At 65.4% G+C, this 18307-nt stretch carries 18 protein-coding genes; 4 read left to right on the top strand and 14 right to left on the bottom strand.

The annotated features are described in order from the left end of the window. The first annotated feature begins 160 nt into the window (after positions 1 to 160). A complete protein-coding gene (locus DES47_RS09885) occupies positions 161 to 1069 on the top strand; it encodes an amidohydrolase family protein (RefSeq protein WP_133700488.1) in 909 nt (302 codons plus the stop codon). Positions 1070 to 1113: 44 nt separating this feature from the next. Next, positions 1114 to 1509, top strand: a complete 396-nt coding sequence (locus DES47_RS09880) for a response regulator (protein WP_133700487.1) — start codon at positions 1114 to 1116, stop codon at positions 1507 to 1509. Between the two features lie 66 nt (positions 1510 to 1575). Here the strand turns inward: DES47_RS09880 and DES47_RS09875 are convergent, their stop codons facing one another. From DES47_RS09875 to DES47_RS28700, 7 genes are all read right to left on the bottom strand, one after another. Next, on the bottom strand, positions 1576 to 2001 hold the full coding sequence (locus tag DES47_RS09875; protein ID WP_133700486.1) for an SWIB/MDM2 domain-containing protein: 426 nt from the start codon (positions 1999 to 2001) through the stop codon (positions 1576 to 1578). Between the two features lie 217 nt (positions 2002 to 2218). Further along, entirely contained in the window at positions 2219 to 3313 is a 1095-nt protein-coding gene (locus DES47_RS09870; RefSeq protein WP_133700485.1) for an alpha-hydroxy acid oxidase, read from the bottom strand. Continuing rightward, the gene (locus DES47_RS09865) at positions 3310 to 3993 is read right to left on the bottom strand and encodes a Fe2+-dependent dioxygenase (protein WP_133700484.1); all 684 of its coding nucleotides are present in this window, start codon (positions 3991 to 3993) and stop codon (positions 3310 to 3312) included. Before DES47_RS09865 ends, DES47_RS09870 begins: the two co-directional genes overlap by 4 nt. A 23-nt stretch (positions 3994 to 4016) precedes the next feature. Beyond that, complete coding sequence (locus DES47_RS09860) at positions 4017 to 6278, bottom strand: TonB-dependent receptor (RefSeq protein WP_243748244.1); 2262 nt, start codon at positions 6276 to 6278, stop codon at positions 4017 to 4019. 102 nt (positions 6279 to 6380) lie between these two features. Then, positions 6381 to 6800, bottom strand: coding sequence for an ExbD/TolR family protein (locus tag DES47_RS09855; protein ID WP_133700483.1), 420 nt, complete (start codon positions 6798 to 6800; stop codon positions 6381 to 6383). Positions 6801 to 6813: 13 nt separating this feature from the next. Beyond that, positions 6814 to 7572, bottom strand: a complete 759-nt coding sequence (locus DES47_RS09850; protein WP_243748243.1) for a MotA/TolQ/ExbB proton channel family protein — start codon at positions 7570 to 7572, stop codon at positions 6814 to 6816. 31 nt (positions 7573 to 7603) lie between these two features. After that, a complete protein-coding gene (locus tag DES47_RS28700; protein ID WP_166651939.1) occupies positions 7604 to 8332 on the bottom strand; it encodes an energy transducer TonB in 729 nt (242 codons plus the stop codon). Between the two features lie 222 nt (positions 8333 to 8554). On the opposite strand from DES47_RS28700, the gene DES47_RS09835 reads away from it, so the two are divergent. Beyond that, positions 8555 to 8911 (top strand): phage holin family protein, encoded by a 357-nt coding sequence (locus DES47_RS09835; protein ID WP_133700480.1) that lies wholly within the window; start codon positions 8555 to 8557, stop codon positions 8909 to 8911. Between the two features lie 20 nt (positions 8912 to 8931). Here DES47_RS09835 and DES47_RS09830 read toward each other — a convergent pair whose 3' ends face one another. After that, positions 8932 to 10557: a M48 family metalloprotease gene (locus DES47_RS09830; RefSeq protein WP_243748242.1), complete on the bottom strand. Its 1626-nt coding sequence runs from the start codon at positions 10555 to 10557 to the stop codon at positions 8932 to 8934. A 110-nt stretch (positions 10558 to 10667) separates the two neighbouring features. Between DES47_RS09830 and moaC the strand changes: the two genes are divergently transcribed. Continuing rightward, on the top strand, positions 10668 to 11168 hold the full coding sequence (gene moaC / locus DES47_RS09825) for a cyclic pyranopterin monophosphate synthase MoaC (protein ID WP_133700479.1): 501 nt from the start codon (positions 10668 to 10670) through the stop codon (positions 11166 to 11168). Between the two features lie 81 nt (positions 11169 to 11249). Here the strand turns inward: moaC and DES47_RS09820 are convergent, their stop codons facing one another. The 6 genes from DES47_RS09820 to DES47_RS09795 all read right to left on the bottom strand — a co-directional run bounded on the left by DES47_RS09820 (position 11250) and on the right by DES47_RS09795 (position 18300). Then, positions 11250 to 12989, bottom strand: coding sequence for a PglL family O-oligosaccharyltransferase (locus DES47_RS09820; protein WP_133700478.1), 1740 nt, complete (start codon positions 12987 to 12989; stop codon positions 11250 to 11252). A gap of 67 nt (positions 12990 to 13056) precedes the next feature. Further along, entirely contained in the window at positions 13057 to 14844 is a 1788-nt protein-coding gene (locus DES47_RS09815) for a PglL family O-oligosaccharyltransferase (RefSeq protein ID WP_133700477.1), read from the bottom strand. Positions 14845 to 14998: 154 nt separating this feature from the next. Next, on the bottom strand, positions 14999 to 15433 hold the full coding sequence (locus DES47_RS29565; protein ID WP_208114946.1) for a pilin: 435 nt from the start codon (positions 15431 to 15433) through the stop codon (positions 14999 to 15001). Between the two features lie 191 nt (positions 15434 to 15624). Beyond that, the gene (locus DES47_RS09805) at positions 15625 to 16461 is read right to left on the bottom strand and encodes an MBL fold metallo-hydrolase (RefSeq protein ID WP_133700476.1); all 837 of its coding nucleotides are present in this window, start codon (positions 16459 to 16461) and stop codon (positions 15625 to 15627) included. A 252-nt stretch (positions 16462 to 16713) separates the two neighbouring features. Then, positions 16714 to 17382: an FHA domain-containing protein gene (locus tag DES47_RS09800; RefSeq protein WP_133700475.1), complete on the bottom strand. Its 669-nt coding sequence runs from the start codon at positions 17380 to 17382 to the stop codon at positions 16714 to 16716. Between the two features lie 129 nt (positions 17383 to 17511). Next, positions 17512 to 18300 (bottom strand): Stp1/IreP family PP2C-type Ser/Thr phosphatase, encoded by a 789-nt coding sequence (locus tag DES47_RS09795; protein ID WP_133700474.1) that lies wholly within the window; start codon positions 18298 to 18300, stop codon positions 17512 to 17514. Positions 18301 to 18307 lie beyond the last annotated feature (7 nt).

The following is an 18307-nucleotide window of genomic DNA, read 5'->3' as shown; positions in this document are numbered from 1 at the left end:
AGTTTACAAAAGGCAAGCCCCCCGAAGGGCAGCCCAACCCCCCGGATCGCGGGGAGCGGCGGCGGTGCTTTGTCACACCTTGTGGCCCCCTGTGCCCCGCAAGGCGCAAATGATCAAACCGAACTAGACTGCCCACTCCAATGCGCAGCACGGAGTCAGCATGGCCGCGAACTCTATCAACACCCGACCCCGCAGCCGGAGGGCCATCGCACTGATACCTGCCCTTGTGCTGCTACTGAGCAGCGCAGCGCTCGCGGCCGATGCGCCGCCGCCCTATGCCGGGCCCCTGTTCGATGCTCACCTGCACTACAACGTGGAGGCGCAAGCGCCGCATCCACTGACCGATGTGCTGGGCCGCATGCAGCGCAGCGGCGTGCGCGCCATCGTCGCCAACAGCCGACCCAATGATGGCACCTTGACCCTGGCCACAGCCAGGGCGGCCGCCGCTGCGGCGGGCGTGACGGTCGTGCCTTTTGTGCGCCTTTACCGCAACCGGGACGACTATTCCAGCTGGTTCCGCGACCCCAGCATCATCGCCATGGTGGAACGTGAGCTGGCCCAGGGCACGCCGGCCGGCCCCTACCGCGGCCTGGGTGAGTTCCATCTGTACGACAGCGCCAATGCCGATGGCAGCACCGCGGTGGCGCTGATGAAGCTGGCCCAGCAACGCAACCTGGTAGTGCTGGCCCATGTGGACGATGTAGCGATCGACAAGCTGCTGGCCCATGCGCCGCAGGCCAGGCTGGTGTGGGCCCATACCGGCATCGGCGGCGTGCCCGAGGCACGCGTGCGCGAGCTGCTGCGGCGCTACCCGAGTCTGATGGGCGAGCTGTCCTACCGCCCGGGCCTGACCGAGAACGGTCGCCTGAGCACCGCCTGGCGGGCCCTGATGCTGGAGTTTCCCGAGCGATTTCTGATCGGCTCGGACACCTGGGTCAATCAACGCTGGGCCTACTACGAGGGGCTGATGCAGGAGGCCCGCGTCTGGCTTGGCGAGCTGCCGCCGACGGTGGCACAGAGCATTGCCTGGGGCAATGGCGCGCGGCTCTATGGCCTGCTGGCACCCTAGGAAGCTATGATGCCGCGCCGGCTTTTGCCCGGGGAGACGTTCGCATGCACAGCGCTGATCTGGGGCTGAAGGTTTTGTACGTAGAAGATGACCGCCTCAACATCGTCCTGATGGAAGAGGTGTTCCGTGACACCCCGCAATGGGAGCTGCTGATCGCCGAGACCGGCGCCGAGGCCCTGCAATGCGTGCTGGACGAATCGCCCGCGCTGCTGCTGGTGGACATGAACCTGCCCGACATGAATGGCCTGCAGCTGCTGCAGGCGCTGCGCTTGCAGCCGCGCGCACTGCCACCCTGTATCGCGTTATCGGCCGACGGACTGCCCGAGCAAGTGGCAGCGGCCCGAGCCGCCGGCTTTGCAGACTATTGGCTCAAGCCGATTGATGTGCAGTCCTTGCACACCGCGCTGCAAGCCCGTCTTAGCAACAACGCGCGGACGTAAAAAAAGGCCCGGAGAACCGGGCCTTTCTTGATCAGGGCCTGACGGAGCAGGCCGATCAACCAAACATCACTTCAGGTGGCTGTTGATCAGCTTGGTCATCTCGAACATGTCGGCCTTGGCCTTGCCGAAGATTTCCTTCAGCTTGGCGTCGGCAATGATGATGCGCTTTTGCACTTCATCCTGCAGCTTGTTCTTCTTGATGTACTCCCACACCTTCTTGGTCACGTCCGTACGCGGCAGCGGGGTGCTGCCAACGATGGCAGCCAGGGCTGCGCTCGGGGTCATGGCCTTCATGAAGGCTGCGTTGGGGGTGCGCTTCTTTGCAGGAGCAGCAGCCTTCTTCGCGGGAGCCGCCTTCTTTGCAGCAGGAGCTGCCGCCTTCTTGGCCGGTGCTGCCTTTTTAGCCGCAGGTGCCGCCGCCTTCTTGGCCGGGGCGGCCTTCTTTGCCGGTGCCGCCGATTTCGCGGGTGCGGCCTTCTTCGCAGTTGCCATTTGGATTCTCTCCATCAAAAGTTAGTTGATGTGCCGGGCCGGGTGAAGGCCGCATAAGCCTTCATTTCTCTCTAGCACCCTGCGCGGGCAATGATACTGCGCACCTATGGCGTTGAGAAGGCTTTCATAGGGGAAGATTGACCTATGTGGCACTCAACAGGCCCTTGTTTACCCTGGTTTGTCGCGGCCTTGCATCACTCGGGGCTTGATAGCTGCGCTACCAGAGCAAATGAGGCCCCGCATCGGCCGGTGTTTTGCAGCCGGTGAGGGCCATCGCGATCTCGAATTCATCGCGCAAAAGGCGCAGTCCATGGGCCACACCTAGCGCACCGGCAGCCGCCAGAGCAAACACATAGGGCCGGCCCAGCAGCACGGCATCGGCACCCAGCGCCAGCGCCTTCAGCACATCGGTGCCACGGCGGATGCCCCCATCGACCAGCAGCGGCACGGCCTCGCCGACGGCCGCGCGCAACACCGGCAGCAGCTCGGCGGTGGCCGGCAAGGTGTCGAGCGTGCGGCCGCCGTGGTTGGAAACGATCAGGCCCGACACACCGCGTTGCAGCGCCTCGCGCGCATCGTCGGCATGGCTCACACCCTTGAGCAGCAGGGGCAAGCGGCTGTGTGTACGCAGCCAGTCGATCTCGCGCCAGGTCGCGGCGCGCGGCATCAGGCCGTCGAACATCATGCTCTGACCCGGCGCCAGTTCGATAGGTTGCTTGCGCCCGCCCAGATTGACGGCCCGCACATCGTCCGGCAGCTGGAAACCGGCGCGGCGCTCGCGGTCGCGCGCGCCATGCACAGGGGCATCGACGGTCAGCACCAGGGCCTGGTAGCCGGCCCATTCGACGCGCTGTATCAACTCCAGCATGAAGCCCGGATCATTGCGCCAATAGAGCTGGAACCACAGCGGACCGCTCTGCGGCTCGTCGGCAAAGGCCTTGGCCACCGCCTCCATCTCGACGCTGGATTGGGCACTGAGCACCATGCCGGCCGATTGCGCGGCGGCCGCGTAGGCACTGGCCAGCTCGCCGTCCTCATGGGCCAGGCGCTGGTAGGCAATCGGTGCGAGCAGGATCGGATGGGCCAACTCACGGCCCAGCAGGGGCAGGCGGGTGTGGCCGCCGCTGAGGTCTCGCAGCACGCGGGGCTGCAGCTTGATCGCATCCCAGGCGCAGCGGTTGGCGCGCAGCGTCAGTTCGTCGGCAGCGCCGCCGCTCATATAGGCCCAGGCCTGAGCGCTCATGCGCTCGCGGGCCGGCCCCTCGAAATCGGCCAGATTGATGAGGCCGTCCGGCAGCGTCTCCAGCCTCATGTGTCGGCCCACATGCGCAGCAGGTTGTGATACGTGCCGGTCAGCTGCACGGCGGCCTCGGTCTCGCCATGCTGCTGGCGCAGCTTCATCAGGCTCATGTCCATGTCATAGAGCAGGCGGCGTTGCTCGTCGCTGCGCACCATGCTCTCGATCCAGAAGAAGCTGGCCAGGCGTTGGCCGCGCGTGACCGGCTCGACGCGATGCACGCTGGTGCCGGGATACAGCACCATGTCCCCGGCGGCCAGCTTGACGCGCTGCTCCCCGTAGGTGTCCGCAATCACCAGCTCGCCGCCGTCATAGCTGGCCGGATCGGCCAGGAACAGGGTGGCGCTGATGTCGGTGCGCACACGCACACCGGTGCCGGGCGCGTAGCGCACCGCGCCATCGACGTGGGCGCCATAGGTGTTGGTGGCGCCGCCGTAACGGTTGAACATCGGCGGCAGCACCTTCTTCGGCAGCGCGGCCGAGAAGAACAGCGGGTGCCGCTCCAGCACGCCCAGGATCAAGTCCTGCAGGCGCCGCGCCACTTCGCTGGTGGGCGGCAGCTGCTCATTGTTCTTGACCTGGGCGGCCTGGGTGCCGGCGCTGGCGGACCCGCTCTCCCACTTCGCCTCGGCGAGCCAGGCCTGGGCCTGGCGCAAAGCATCGGCACTCAGGACGGCGGGGATGCGGATCAGCATGGCGGCGGCTCTGCGGTCAACGGTTAAAACTTGTATGTGCCGGTCAGCGCAAAGATCCGACCTGCACCGGGAATGTAGTGCCCGGAGTAGAGCGAATCAGCATACAGCTTGTTCGCCACATTGCTGAGGTTGGCGCGGAAGGTCAGGCGCTCCGCGATCACCGCGTACTCGGCCATCAGATCGGCGGTGATGAACTTGGGCGCATACCAGCCCGGGTTGCGGTTCGGTGACTGGCCGCTGCGTGCGTTCAGTCCGCCGCCGACGCGCAACTTCGGCGTGAGCTGATAGGTGGCCCAGGCGGTGCCGGAATGGCGTGGCGTCAGCGACGGACGCGTGCCCTGGCCCTCGGAGCCGGCCACGCCGATGTCGATATTGGCCACAGGAATGAAGGTGTAGGAGGCGTACAGCTCCCAGCCCGGCGCCGGCCGGCCCATCACATCCATCTCGAAACCGGCCACATGGCGCTTGCCCGACAGGGTGATCAGGTTCACCAGCGGGTCGGTGTTGCGCTCATGCAGCTTGGTAGAGCGGAACAACGCAAAGCGCGTGCTCAGCTTGCCGTCGTTCGAGTCGATCTTGGCGCCCAGCTCCATATTGATGGACTGCTCGGGCGGGATGTTCTGGTTGTCGGCGCCCAGCGAGTAGGCGTCGCCCGAGGTGTTGAACGAGGTCGCGGCCGAGGCATGGAAGGACATGCGCTCGTTCGGCTGGAACATCAGGCCCAGGCGCTTGCTGATCTCCGACACCTTCATGCGGTAGCTGGTCTTGGTCTCCGGGCCGGCCGCGGTCCCAGGAATGGTCAGGGTGTCGTAGTCGCCCTTGAGCTTGTCGTAGCGCAGGCCGAGCAGCAGTTTCCATTGCGGCGCGAACTCGATCAGGTCCTGCGCATAGAGACCGAAGCCGCGGGAGGTGTACTCGCTGGCGGTGCGCAGCACGCGGGAGTTCTCATCGATCCAGGCCCCGTCATTGGGCCGGCCGATGCTGGTGTTCGGCTTGGTCAGATTGACGCCGCCCTGGGCCGCGCTGCGGGCGGCGAAGACCTGCTTCTCCTCCTGCGAGAAGTCGGCGCCGGCCTGCACGGCATGGCGCAGGCCCCAGGCCTTGAACTTGCCGGTGTAGTCGCTTTGCACGCTCAGCGTCTGCATGTCCTGGATCTTGTTCTGCGTGCCGCGGGTGATCACCGTGTTCGGGCCGAAGGTCGCCAGGGTGACGGCGGTGCGGTCGGGCTGGGTGGTGGCGCCACCGAAGCGCACCGTGCCGGCGCGCTGGTCGCGGCCGTAGTCGGCGACGCGCACGCGGGTCTGCAGCTCGTCGGTGGCGCTGAAGCGATGGGTGTGCGTGGCGGTGAGCTGGCTGACATGGCCGTCGTTGCGATCGCTGGCCATGCCGTAGTAAGCGGTCGGGTCCAGCGGCAACAGCGTGGTGTCGCCGACCGGCGAGGTCGCTGTCGGGCGGACCCAGGGCATGCCGTAGTTCATGCCGTTGTGATTCTCGAGGTGGTAAAGCCCCACCGAGAACTCATCGACCTCGCCGATGCCGAAGCGGTAGGTGCCGGCGATGCCGGCCTTGTCTTGCGAGGCACCGGTGCCGTCGTTGTCGGCGCGGGTCAGCATCGCGCCGACGCGCAGGGCCGCGCTGTCGCCCATCTTGACGTTGAAGTCACCGACGGTGCGCAGGCCGCTGTGGCTGCTGAGCTCGACGTCGATCTGGTTCTCGTTGATCAGGCGCGGCACCTTGGTGACCATATTCACCGCACCGCCGGTCGAGCCGCGGCCGAACAGCATCGAGGCCGAGCCGCGCATCAGTTCGACTCGGTCGACAAAGAAGGTGTCGCGCTCATAGAAGGCCGGGTCCCGCATGCCGTCCATGAAGATGTCGCCGGTGGCCTGCAGCGAGAAGCCGCGCAGGCGAATGTCCTCCTCGCCACCCTCGGCGGCCATGAAGGTGATGCCGGCGGTGTTCTTCAAGACCTCTTTCATCGTGTCGAGGTTGCGGTCGTCGATCAGCCGCTCGGTCACCACGGTGATCGACTGCGGCACATCGCGCAGTTCCTGCCTGCCCTTGCCGATGCGGGTTTCGATGGCCTGGTAGTCGTCCTTGCCTGCGCGCTCGGCGCTGGCCTTGGCGCGCACCACCGGCAGCGCATTCTCGACCACCGGCTTCTTCGCTTCTTCGGCAGGCTGAGCCTGAGCAAGGGCAGCCGACGAGGCCAGGCCGAAGCCGGCGGCCAGGGCGCCCAGGGGCAGCAGCAGGCCGGGTGCCATACGATCTTTTTTGCTGGACATGAATTCTTCTCCTTTGATATGCAATGTGTTCGGGCAAAGCGCTGCCCGAGGTGGCCTCGGGCCACCTGTAGAAACAGGGGTCGTGCTGGGGTGGCTGGTGGCCTAGGGGCGCTCTGGCTCGCTGACGAAACCGACCTTGCTCAGGCCAGCCTTGGAGGCATCGCCCAGGGTCTCGGCGACGGCACGGTAGGCGACGTTCTGGTCGGCCCGCAAATGCACCTCGGGCTGCACCGGCTTGGCGCCCTCGGCGACGAAGCGCTGCGCGGCCTCGGCGCGGCTGACCGGCTCGCCGTTCCAAAAGCGCTGGCCCTGAGCATCGATCGCAAAGGCGATCTTGTCGGGCTTGAGCTCGTTGACATTGGAGCTGACCTTGGGCAGGTCGAGCTTTACGGCGTGGGTCAGCAGCGGCGCGGTGACGATGAAGATCACCAGCAGCACCAGCATCACGTCGATCAGCGGCACCATATTGATGTCGGCCATCGGGGCGCTGCCGCGCTTGCTGTCAAAGGAGGCGAAGGCCATCTCTAGTCTCCGTTCAGGCAGTCACTGCAGCGGCAGGCTTCAGCGGCCGCACATTGGCGCCCACCTGCAGCGCGGCCGCACCCGGCGCCTCGCCCAGGGTCAGGAAGCTGTGCAGTTCGTAGGCAAAGGCATCCAGACGGGCGGCCAGCACGCGGTTGCTGCGCGTGAAGGCGTTGTAGGCCATCACGGCGGGGATGGCGACGGCCAGGCCGATGCCGGTCATGATCAGCGCCTCGCCGACCGGACCGGCCACCTTGTCCAGGGTGCCGGAGCCGCTCATGCCTATGGCCAGCAGCGCGTGATAGACGCCCCAGACAGTGCCGAACAGGCCGACGAAGGGGGCGGTGGCGCCTATCGTGGCCATGGTCGTCAGGCCGGTGTCCAGGCGGGTGGTCTCTTCATCCAGCACCTTCTTGATCGTGCGGGTGATGAAGTCATTGGCCGTGCCGGCCTCGGCCAGCCGTGCCGCGCCATGGCGCGCATGGTGGGCCTGGGCATGCAGCGCATGGGCGCTGAGGTGCGAGAACGGATCCCGCGCGCCATGGGTGCTGAGCTCGGCCTGCACCGCGTCCAGCGAACGCGCATTCCAGAAGAAGTCCAGAAAAGCGGCGCTGCGCTTGCTGCGCAGGTACTGCGTCAACCCCTTGCTGGCGATCAGCCCCCAAGAGGCGGCCGACATGATGACCAGCACGGCGAGCAGAAACTTGCCGACCAAGTCGGATTGGGTGATGAAGTGGGCAAAGCCCATGGCATTGGTTGCGGTGACGTCCATGTTGATCTCTTAAATTGGGGTCGGAGTCGAATTACTGATCGAGTTCATAAGACAGCGGCGCGGTGGTTTCCCACTCAATCGGCTGGCCGTTCTCGGTTTGCGGGGCAAAGCGAGCGCTGCGTATGTCTTGCAGGGCCTGCTGATCGAGGCGGGCGAAGCCTGATGACTTCTTCACGCTGGCCTCTTTGAGCACGCCGCGGGTGTCCACGACGATGCGCAGATAGACGATGCCCTGCTCACCAAGCCGGCGAGACAGCACCGGCACCGTCATCCGTGGCTCGGCCAGGTAGCGCACGGCATTGGCCGGTATCACCTTGGGCGCCGGAGGCGCTGCCACCACGGGCGGCGCCGGAGGGGCGGGCGGCGCCGGCGCCGTGGCCACCGGCGCGGGTGGCGCTGGTGCGGGCTCGGGCACCACAAAGCTGGGCGCGGCGGGCGCGGGCGTGGGCGCGGCGGCAATCAAGGGCGCAGGCGCGGGGCGCGCTTTCTGGATCTGCTGCGGCGGCGGTGGGGGCGGCGGCACCGGCTTGGGCACATCGGGCGGGGCGATCAGGCTGACCATCATCGGCGCGACCTCGATCACCGCCTGGCGCACCGCGTCGACCTGCAGCAGCGCCCAGCCTCCCAACAGGTGTGCGGCCAGCACGCCACCCGTCAGGCAGCGCCGCACCGATGGCGACATTTCGTCCGCCAGCTGCAGCCGCACCGCCCCCACACCGGCGCGCAGGGGAGCCGCCTGCGCCGCAGGGGCTGGCTGCAACGGGGCTCTGGGCTCGACGGGGAAAGAGATGGCTGAGTTCACAACGGCTGCGCGTCGAAGGCGCTTGGAAGACTTGTTTTGCAAATCTTAACACCAATGCGAACCATTCTCATTAGCTTTTTGAATTGTGCCGCAACCGGCGGCCGGAAGATCCAATCCTGCGGGTAATCGTTGATTTCGATCTATAGGCGGCGCCCGGCCCACGCCTGTATGCTGGCGCCCATGAAAATCATCGTTCGCTGGTTGTTGCTGGCCGCCGCCCTGTTGCTGGTGGCCCATCTGTACTCGGGCGTGCATGTCACCAGCTTCGGCGCGGCGATGATTGCCGCCCTGGTGCTGGGCCTGCTGAACACGCTGCTACGGCCGGTGCTGGTGCTGCTGACTCTGCCGGTGACGGTGATCACGCTGGGCCTGTTCCTGTTCGTGATCAATGCGCTGATGTTCTGGGCCGCCGCCAATCTGCTGGACGGCTTTGCCGTCGCCGGCTTCAGTGCGGCCCTGATCGGCTCGCTGATCTACAGCCTGTGCGGCATGGCCATCGATGTGGTGGTCGAGCGAATCTTCCCGTCCGACGTCTGAACGGCCGAGGCCCTGCCCCGTCAGCGGGTGACCGGCTCATCCACACCGGCCGGTATTTCGCGGCGCGGATTCAGGTCCTGCAATTCCTGCCGCCGCGCGGCCAGCAAGGCACGCAGCCGCGACTCCAGCACCGCCGCCTCGACCTGATCGGCCTCGCGACTGCGCGACAGGCGGATGCCCGAACGCAGCCGGTCAATGGCGCCGACGATATCCCCCAGCGCCACGCGGGTCTCAGCCTGCGCCCGCACCGAACGCAGCGGGTGATCGAGCCGCTCCCACAGCTGGGCGAGCAAACCCCAGGCCAGGGCATCGTGACGGTCCAGCGTCACCCAGGTCTGCAGCGTATCGGCGCTTTGCTGCAACTGGGCCCTGTCATCGCCGGCCAGCGCCAGCTGCACCCGCTGCAGCACCACTGGTCGCGAACGGTCCCCAGCCAGCGGCAACAGTGCCTGCTGACCCTGTAGAGGCTGCGCTCGCGCCAGCGCCAGCTCGGCTCGCAGCAGGCTCAGCGCCCGGTGCACGCGCGGCTCGCCGCTGATCAGATCGGCCACCGCCTGGGCGCTGTTCAGAGCGGTCTCGGCCCGCGGCCAGTTGCGCATCTTCATTGACGCGAACGCGCTGGCGTAGAGTGCCGACAAGCGCTCGCCAACGCCCGGCTGACGCACGCCGGCGTCCAGCGCCTGCAGCTGCTGCCAGGCCTCGGCGCGGGCGTCCATCAAGACCTTGGCGCGTGCCTGCATCAGCGCATGCTCCAGCGAGCTCTGCGGCGGCACCGACGGGCCGGTGGCCAGGCGCTCGCGTGCGTCGCCGATGCGCTCGCTGGTCATCGGGTGGGTGCGCAGATAGGGGTAGCCGCCGCTGTCATTGAGGTGGTAGGCCTGATCGAGCTTCTCGAACATGCTGGCCATGCCCGAGGTGGCAAAACCTGCCCCCGTCAGCAGGCCATAGCCGACTCGATCGGCCTCGCGCTCCATATCGCGCGAGAAATTCAGCTGCCCCTGTGCCGCCACCGCCTGCGAGCCGACCAGCACCGCGTTGGCCGCGTCCGGACTGCTGCTGCGCGCGGCCGCCAGCAGGCCCACCAGCATGCCGGCAAGAGCCATCATCGACTGGCGCGAATCGCTGGCAATGCGCCGCGCGACGTGGCGTTGAGTGACGTGGGACAGCTCATGCGCCATCACCGAGGCCAGTTCGTCGCGGCTGGTGGTCATCGCGATCAGCCCCAGGTGCACGCCGACGAAGCCACCGGGCAGCGCAAAGGCGTTCACATTGCGGTCACGCACAAGGAATATCTCCCAGGCGAAACGCTCGTTGGTCTCGGGCACGATATGGCCGTTCTGGCGCGCCGCCGCCATCAGGGGGGCCCACAACTGCTGGATGTACTCCAGCAGCAGCGGGTCGTCCAGATAGTCGGGATCCACGCGGATCTCGCGCATGATCTGGTCGCCGATGCGCCGCTCGGTGCCCACACCCAAGCCCTCCGAGACCGAGTCACCGAGGCTGGGCAGATTGATCTGGGCCAGGGCCGGTGGAGCGTAGATGCCTGCCGCGGGGCACAGCAGCAGGGCGGCGGCGCTGGCAAGCGCCCGCTTGCGCACCAACACGACGAAGCTGGGGCGACGGCGAGGCAAGGTCATCAGGGACATCAAGAACTCTCTTCTTCAGCAAACGCCCGCAGCATAGCGCCCGGACGGCCCGCTTGTTCGCGGGCACTCTCGTATCATGACAGCCCCAAGGTTTCGCGATTGTTGCTGCGATGAGCTCCCCGCCCACTCCCTACCCCTCCCCTCTGACGCACTTTGATGCCCAGGGCCAGGCCCATATGGTGGACGTGGCGGCCAAGGCGGTGACACACCGCATCGCACGCGCCACCGGCTACATCGAGATGCAGCCCGCGACGCTGGCCCTGATCAGCAGCGGCAGCGCCAAGAAAGGCGATGTGATCGGCATTGCCCGCATCGCCGCGATCCAGGCCGCCAAGCGCACCGCCGACCTGATACCGCTGTGCCACCCGCTGCCGCTGACGCGCGTGGCGGCCGAGTTCGCCATCGATGACAAGTTGAACCGCGTGCACTGCACGGTGCAGGCAGAGACACTGGGGCAGACAGGTGTCGAGATGGAGGCGCTGACCGCAGTACAAATTGGCCTGCTGACGGTCTATGACATGTGCAAGGCGGTCGACCGCGGCATGGTGATGAGCCAGATCCGGCTGCTGGAAAAGCAGGGCGGCAAGTCGGGCAATTGGGTCGCCGAGTAGCTTCGTAGCCCGGATGCAATCCGGGGCCAGCGCTGATCCGCACCAAGAACTCCGGATTGCATCCGGGCTACCCAATGCAGCTCACCGCATCTCCCGGAACTCGAACACCCGCGTCACCGGCTCGCACTGAAAGGGCCGTAGCTCACCTTCCGCACGCGGCTCGCCGCAGACCGCCAGCCACTCCTCGGCCTGCGGGCTGTGGAACTCGCGCAGACGCTCGACCACATAGCGCGCGCGCTCATCGTCACCGATGGCATGCAGCGACTGCGCCCAGGCCATCATCAATCGCACATCGATCAGGTTGTGGGCCGTGCGCCGGGTCGCCTCTAGAGCCTCGGGGCCTGGGGGCAGCGTGGTGGCCGCCGCGTAATCGGCCTGGGCGGCGAACAGCGGGCTTTGCTGACCACGGTGAATGCGCGTCTCCAGCGATGCCGCGCCTGCCGGCGGGGCGTAGATGACCACGACGCTGCGGTAGTCGACCAGGGTCAGCAGGCTGCCCAGCACCATCAAGCCGCCGCCCAGCACCAAGACACCAGCGCGCAAGCTCCAGCCCGCAGAAGCCTCGGCCGCATCACCGGCAGGGCCCAGACACAGGCCCAGAAACAGCGCCGTGGGCAGCAGGAAGTAGGCATACCAGAGCGGATACTCCAGCAGGCTGTGCAGACCTATCATCAGCACCATCATGAAGGCGCAGCGCAGCGCCACCGCCTCGCTGCCCACGGCCCTCTGGCCGGCAGCAAAGGCCCGGTACAGCGCCCAGCCCAGCAGGCCCAGCACCAGCAGGGCCAGCGGCAGGCCCAGTTCGACCATCAGCTGCATCGGCAGGTTATGGGTGTGGTCGAAGAAGGCCACCGGTCGCCCGGGAAAAGGCGTCATCGTCCAGGCCAGATTGAACTCGCCCCAGCCAACACCGGTCAGCGGGTTCTGCTTCACCAGCTCCCAGGCATTGGCAAGAATGGCCAGCCGCGACGGCGAGCCCGCCCCTTCCGCACTGAGCCGGGTGGCGGCCCCAAAGGCATGGCCACTGTCCGCCCAGAAGCCCAGCAGCCACCAGCTCAGCCCCAGCATCAACGGCGTGCCTAGCAAGGCCAGGCGCGAAGCCCGCGTGAGCTTGCTGTCCAGCAGGCCCCACAGCGCCAGGATGGCCACACCCACCATGCCGGTGCGCGAGGCGCTGAGCATCACGGTGAACACGAACAGGCCCAGCAGCGCCCAGACGCCCTCGCGCCGCAGGCGTTGTGACTCGCCCAGCCAGATCACGGCCACGCAGGACCACATCAACAGGCTGGCCAGATGATTGGGCTGGCGCATATTGCTGATGGCTCGCCCGGCCACGGTGGAACGCGCAATCCAGTCGCCATCGGCCCACTGCGGCGCGAACACCTGCACCCCACCCACGGCGGCGCTCAGCACGCCGACCAGCACCCAGCCCAGACACAGCAGGGTGAGCAGGTACTGCACCTGACCGGCCTGATGCACGGCACGGCCGACCAGCAGCATCACCATCGCCGCTGCCAGCAGGGCCACGGCATGCAGGGCCAGCGACGTCGGCAAACCCGCCCAAAGCACGGAAGCACCGGCCGCCAGCATCAGCAGCAGCAGCGCAGCAAGCGCGGCCGACGCCGGCTTCAGCTCTACCCGCAGCGCAGGCCTGTCGATCAGGAGCAGCATCGCAAAGCCCCCCCAGGCAAGCAGCGCCGCCACCTGATTGAACAAGGTGGCCGAGGGCGGCTGGTTGTAGGCGATCAGGCTGGCAAGGCTGCAGGCGACCAGCGCGGCCAGCAGGAGCTCAGGCGATTGACGTTCAGGACTGGTGGACAAGTGGCTCAACCCAAATGGCGAAGCCGGTAATCTAACCTTGCCGCAGGATCACGCCCTTGCAACGGCTTCAACGCAACATTTCGTCAATCGTGAAATCCTTGGTCCCGGCCGCGCACTGAAACGGCATCTCCTGCCCCGGCAGCGGAGGCGATTTACAGGGTTCGAGCCATTTCTGGGCCATCGGATTGGGGAACTCGCTCAGTTTCTTGACTATATAGGCTGCTCGCTCGTGATCGCCGGTCGCATGCAGAGAGGTTGCCCAAACAATCATCAGCTGTGGATCGATGTAGTGACGGGCCGCGCGCTTGGCGGCATTCAGTGCGACTTGTCCCGGCGGGAAATTGGTGGCCAGTGCATAGTCAGCCCTTGGGCCGAATACCCACGCCGACTGGGCTCTCTCGATCCGCTCGATCAACGGCAGATCGAACTCATCCGGCCTGTAAATCACGGCTACCCGCATGTAATCTGCGTACATTGCAACACCCAGTGCGCACAGACTGCCCCCTGCCAGAACCGCCGCGCGGCCAGGCATCGCCAGTTGCGTTACGAAGCGCCGAGCTGAGGCCATGCTCAGGCAGAAACCAAGATAGAAGGCTGAGGGCAACAAAAAAAAGAGATACCAAAGAGGGAACTCAAGCATGCTGTGCAAGACCACCATGCCGACCATCATGAATGCGCTGCGCCGATCGACAGCAAGCCCGCGCGGTTCATCGGGAGCCGAACCGAACGCCCGTAGAAGTGCCCAACCCAGCAAAGCGGTGATCCCCAGGCCAATTGGTACGCCTAGCTCAACCACCAGCTGCAGTGGAAGATTATGTACATGGGAAAAATATGCATTGGTCCGGCCTGTGAACGCCCCGAACGTCCATTCAAGGTTGAACGCGTGCCACCCCACCCCACTCAGCGGATGCTGCTTGATCAACTCGATGGCATGGGGCCACAGCGTGAAGCGAACGCTGTTGAGCGCACCCGACTCCACCCGGTTGGCCGCGCCGAACACATGCTCCCCACTGGCCGCCCAGACACTCATCAACCACCAACTGAGCGCCAACATCAAGCCAGTGGCCAGCAACGAAACACGTGAGCCGCTGGAGAGCTTGCGATCAAACAAACCCCAGGCGCACAGCAGCAAGACAGCCAGCAAGCCCATGCGTGAGGCAGAAAGCACCACCGTAAAGACAAACCCGAAGAGCAGGGCCAACACCAAACCTCGTCGCACAAACCCCACCTCTCCGAGCCAGACCACGGAAATGCAGGACCAGATCATGAAGGTGGCCAGGTGATTCGGTTGGCGAATGTTGCCCTGAGCGCGCCCGATCTCCGAAGAGTTTGCAAGCCAGTAGCCACCAACCGACTCCGGGAAAAACACCTGCATGGCGGCCACGGCGACTGAGAAAATCCCTAGCACCACCCATCCGGTGGCGAGGGCCGCGAGCGTCGAGCGCGCGCCCCCACCCTGGCGCACAGCAGCGCCTAACAGCATCATCACGCCGGCTGCCACCACCGCCCCTATGCCGGCTATCAGGCTTGGCAAGGTGTAACGCGCGAACGCCCAAGAGGAAAGTATCCCCAGCAGCAACAAGGCGAGCCCCGCCAACGCAGGCTCGAGCCCAGTAAGCATGAGCACTCGGCGGCGCATCGAAATGCCAATCAGCAGTGTCGCCGCCGCCCAAGCCGCCATCGCAGCCAACTCGTTCAGGAAGGCCGGAGCCGGCAACAGGCTAGGGACAATCATCGGCGGCACAACTGTCGCCAAGATCAACACAACCCACTGAAACGCCGCAAGGCTGGCACACTTAACTGATCGACCTTGATTGGCCGGGCCTCCGGCTGTCGAACTGAATACAGTATCCATCGTATTGATCAGCCTTGGTTGAGGCCCCGCTAGCGCGCCACTTGACGCTCGCCGTAAATTGAAAACGCCCACCGAAGTGGGCGCCTGGGAACTCAACGCAGATTCAATCAGTGCTTCGCGGTGAGTTCAACTTCACTCGGGCTTAGCGGCCGCGTTAGACCTTGGGAAGATACTTGGTAGGCACGGACCCGCCGATGGTCCACGCCAGCCCGCTAGAGGTGCAAAGACCGTTGTACACGACCGTCGCATCGTCGACCACGGAGGTACCAATGGCCTTCATCGTAATCGTGACTTTGACGTTGCTTGCATCGGTCGCGCTGACAACAACCGATTTGGTGTAAGTACCGCTGTAAGACGGCAAGCCCAAGTCAGTGTTAGTGGTACTGGCCGCAGAAATCGAGCCCTCGCTACAGGCCAAGCCCAACGCCGTGCGAGCAGGTGCCGATAGGCTGGGGCCTTCCGAGACCTTGGCCTTGACCGTGTAGTCCTGATAGGCCGGAATGGCCACAGCCGCCAAGATGCCGATGATGGCCACGACGATCATCAGTTCGATCAGGGTGAAACCTTGTTGTACGCGCTTCATGCTCATGTGCAAATCTCCGTCAGAGAGTGGGGTGGGGAGGGAACACCCCCCATGAATGCAGGGGTCGTGCCAGGCTGCGAATCTTCTGAACCGTGCGGTTTCGCACGCTTTGAACGGCACTTTCGGGAATCGGGTGACAGTTTTTGTCAGGCGGGCTGCCGGTTTTGGTCGCCTCGGCGGCGGAGTGACCATTTTTGTCAGTCGCCGCCTCGGCCCGGAATGTGGCCGGCCAGTTCAAAGCTGTAGCCGGCCTGCAGCGCACGCAGTTCGTGGCTGGTGCTGAGCGCGGCGACCTCGGTCATCACCGCGTCGACCTCACCGGGCTTGATATGGGTGATGTGCACCTGGATGCGTCCGGGCAGATGGGTCAGCTCCTCGCCCAGCATGCGCGGGCATAGGTGGCGACTGATGCGGGCGAGCTGGCACTCGTCGTCACCGAACGCCGTTTCTATGACCAGATGGGCCACCTGCATGGAGCGCAAGCGTTCCCACAGCGCCGGATTAGGGCCGGTGTCGCCGGTATAGACCCAGAAGGCGGCGGCGTCGCCGAAGCCGCCGTCGGGCAATTGCACGGCGAAGCCGACCGCCGGCACGGTGTGCAGGGCACTGAGCACCTCGATGCACCGCTCGCCTTGGGCTCCCGGCAGACGCAGCACCTCGCCGGTCTCGAAAGGCATCAGTTGCAGCGCGGGCGCCTCGGGGCTGGGAAGACGGGTGAAATCGGGCCAGATGATGCCATTGAAGACATGCTGGCGCAGCGCGTCCAGCGTTTGCGCAAGGCCATGCACCTGGATCGGCGGACGGCCGCGCTGCTGGCGCAGGCGCATCACCGCATCGGCCAGCAGGGCGATCGACAGCACATGGTCCAGATGTGAGTGGCTGATCAGGATGTGGTCGATGGCGGCCAGCGCCTCCAGAGGCAGATCGCCCACGCCGGTGCCGGCGTCGATCAGCACATCGTCGTCCAGCAGGAATGCAGTGGTCTTGTAACCGGCGGCAATGGCGCCTGAGCAGCCGAGGACGCGAATTTTCATGAACCGTCCATCAATGCAGCGGGCAACGGCCGCTGAGGTGAATTGGCTGTTCCGCAGGCGGGTGCTCACGGGGCTTGAAAGTCTCAACCCCTATGGTCGTCCCCGACCCCGCCCTGCACAAGGCGGAAATCCGCATTTCTAGTCAGATCTTGGGATGCCTGAGCGCACATCGCGCCAGCGCGTGAATTGCTTCACGGCGGTATCAGCGCGGCATCAGCGGGCCGCAGTTCAGTCCGCAGTTCAGTCGGCCACTCAGGCCTGAATGAACTGCATCTGCGTGCCGGCCAGTTCGATCACATCGCCGTCTTTGAGCGGGATCGATTCACCGGTCAGGGCCGCACCATTGACGCTGGGGCGAACAGCACCTTCGACATGGGCAAACACATAGCCGCTGGGGCGCTTGGTGATGGAGGCCACCTGCACGCCCGGCTTGCCGACCGTGGTGACGACCTTGCTGAGCATGACTTCGCGCCCCGCCGCAGCGCCATTGAGCACCTTGATCGAGGCCGGCAGGGTGTTGCTGCTCATGGCGCCCAGGCTGGCGGCCGAGGTGCTCGGGGCAAACGGCCGCGCGAAGCCGGCGCTCATCGGCGTGCCGGGCTGCAGGATCATGGTCTTTTCGTAGTCGTGGCTTTCCTCGACCAGGTACTTGATCTTGTACTTGCCGATCTCGACCGTGTCGTTATGGGCGAGCAGCTGCTTCTTGATGGCCTTGCCATTGATGTAGGTGCCGTTGGTGCTGTTCAGGTCTTCGATGAAGACGTCGGCACCCACCATCTGCAGCACGGCATGCTCGCCACTGACCGCCAGATTGTCGATCACGATGTCGTTATAGGGACGACGCCCGAGCGTGGTCTTGTCCTTGGTGATCTGGACGTCCTTGATTACCACTCCGTCGAGCGACACCACCAGCTTGCCCATGCTTGACCTCGAATCCGTCGTCTTGTGTTGCGATTATTGCCTGCAGCCAGGGCCTGAGGGCTCAGCTTAAGGCCATGGTTCGTCCTTGGCCATCACCGGCACTGCCCCTCCGGGGCATTGTGTCCGACCTCAGCGCCGCCCGAAAGGCCACCAGGAGCGCCCTCCAGCGCTTGTGCGGCCCTCCATGCGGGCCAGGATGACAGCGATATTATCCTTTCCGCCCATGTCATTGGCGGCGGCAATCAAAGCGGCGGCCGTCTCGGGCAGAGTGTTGTTGCTACGCAGCACCTGGGCGATATTGTCGTCATCGAGCATGTCAGAGAGCCCATCCGAGCACATCAGATAGACATCGCCCGGCAATGCCTCGTGCAGATGAGTCTCCAGCATGACCGTGTCTTCCACGCCCACGGCCCGCGTGACCAGATTCTTGTTCGACGAATAGGCCGCCTCTTCGGGCGTGATGATGCCGGCGTCGAGCTGCTCCTGCAGCAGCGAGTGGTCACGGGTCAGCTGTATCAGGCGGTCGTCGCGGAAGCGGTAGGCACGCGAGTCGCCCACATGGCCGAGCAACAGGCGCTCGCCGCGGAACACGCCCACCACCAGGGTCGTGCCCATGCCGGCGTACTTGGGGTTGCTGTTGGCGGCGTTGAAGATGGCGCGGTTGGCGTTGTCGACGCAGATGTCCATCGCACGCTTGACGTCGCTGTCGCTGACGGTGCCGGCCGCCTCTTCCAGCCAGCGCCCCAGCTCAGACTTGATGAAGGAGGTGGCCATGCCGCTGGCAACCTCGCCGGCGTTGTAGCCACCCATACCGTCGGCCAGCACCGCCAGGGCCACAGTCTCGTCCAGCGCGACCGAGTCTTCGTTGTTGTCGCGCGCACGGCCTACGTCGGTGGCGCTGAAGAACTCGAATGTCATGTCTGAA

The sequence above is a fragment of the Roseateles toxinivorans genome, from assembly GCF_004362525.1.
Taxonomy (GTDB): domain Bacteria; phylum Pseudomonadota; class Gammaproteobacteria; order Burkholderiales; family Burkholderiaceae_C; genus Paucibacter; species Paucibacter toxinivorans.
Note: the sequence above shows the minus strand (reverse complement) of the source record. Positions and strands in the feature narration are given on the sequence as shown.